The sequence below is a fragment of the Lentzea indica genome, from assembly GCF_012184385.1.
GTDB classification, from domain to species: Bacteria; Actinomycetota; Actinomycetes; order Mycobacteriales; family Pseudonocardiaceae; genus Lentzea; species Lentzea indica.
Genome location: NZ_VSRL01000574.1, coordinates 1 through 904, shown reverse-complemented (window position 1 = coordinate 904; position 904 = coordinate 1). Strand labels below are relative to the sequence as shown.

Here is a 904-nt window from a genome sequence, read left to right as displayed (position 1 = left end):
CGCGTCGGGTCGTCGCCGCGCTCGTGGTGAGCGCAAGCTCGCGGTGGCCCGCGAGCTGGGCGCGGAGGTGACCGTCGACTACTCGCTCGACGGCTGGCAGCAGCGGGTTCGGGAAGCGGTCGGCGGCACCGGTGTCGACCTGGCCTTCGACGGCGCGGGAGGAGAGCTCGGCAAGGCCGTGTTCGACACCGTGGCCAACGGTGGCCGCTTCGTCACCTACGGCACCTCGGACGGGTTCGCCGACATCGATCCCGAGGCCGCGAAGCAGCGGCAGGTGCACGTGGAGAACGCGTTGGCTGACGGGCCTCCTGACCCGGCAACGGCGCGCGAACTCCTCGCGGAGGCGCTTGCCCTCACCGCGCAGGGCAAGATCCGCCCGGTCATCGGTGCGACGTACCCGTTGGCGCAGGCCGAGAAGGCCCACAGGTCGCTCGAGGAACGCACCACGCTCGGCAAGTCGTTGCTGCTGATCTAGGCGTCGGCGCGCATGAACGGATGGCCGGGTTGCGCCGCCATCCCCGGTACGGCGCAACCCGGCTCCGCTGTCAGCCGCCCGCCACCGACGGCAGGATCTGGATCTCAGCGCCGGCCGGGAGCGGGGTGTCCGGGCCGGAGAGGCGGCGGCACTCCTCGCCGTTGACGTAGAAGTTCACGTAGCGGCGCAGGGTGGCGCGTTCGTCGCGCAGGCGGCGGTCGATGCTCGGGTAGGTGTCGGCGAGGACGTCCAGGGCGGCGCCGAGGGTGGCGGGCTCGGGGACGTCGACGTCGACGTGCGAGGCACCGCCGGTCGCGGAGCGCAGGACGCCTGGGATCAGGACAGTCACCTTCATGCCCGCACCACCGCCGGGCGGAGTGCGGGCGGCGGGACCGGCGCGGACACCAGCAGGCCAGGCGGGCCCGGCAC

General features: G+C 73.1%; 2 protein-coding genes. One reads left to right on the top strand and one right to left on the bottom strand.

Annotated elements, in window-relative coordinates:
- A partial coding sequence (locus FXN61_RS49690; protein WP_167980672.1) for a zinc-binding dehydrogenase occupies positions 1-475 on the top strand: 475 nt, incomplete at its 5' end.
- Between the two features lie 70 nt (positions 476-545).
- Here FXN61_RS49690 and FXN61_RS49685 read toward each other — a convergent pair.
- Positions 546-904 (bottom strand): MoaD/ThiS family protein (locus FXN61_RS49685; RefSeq protein ID WP_246293365.1); only part of this gene is annotated, 359 nt, incomplete at its 5' end.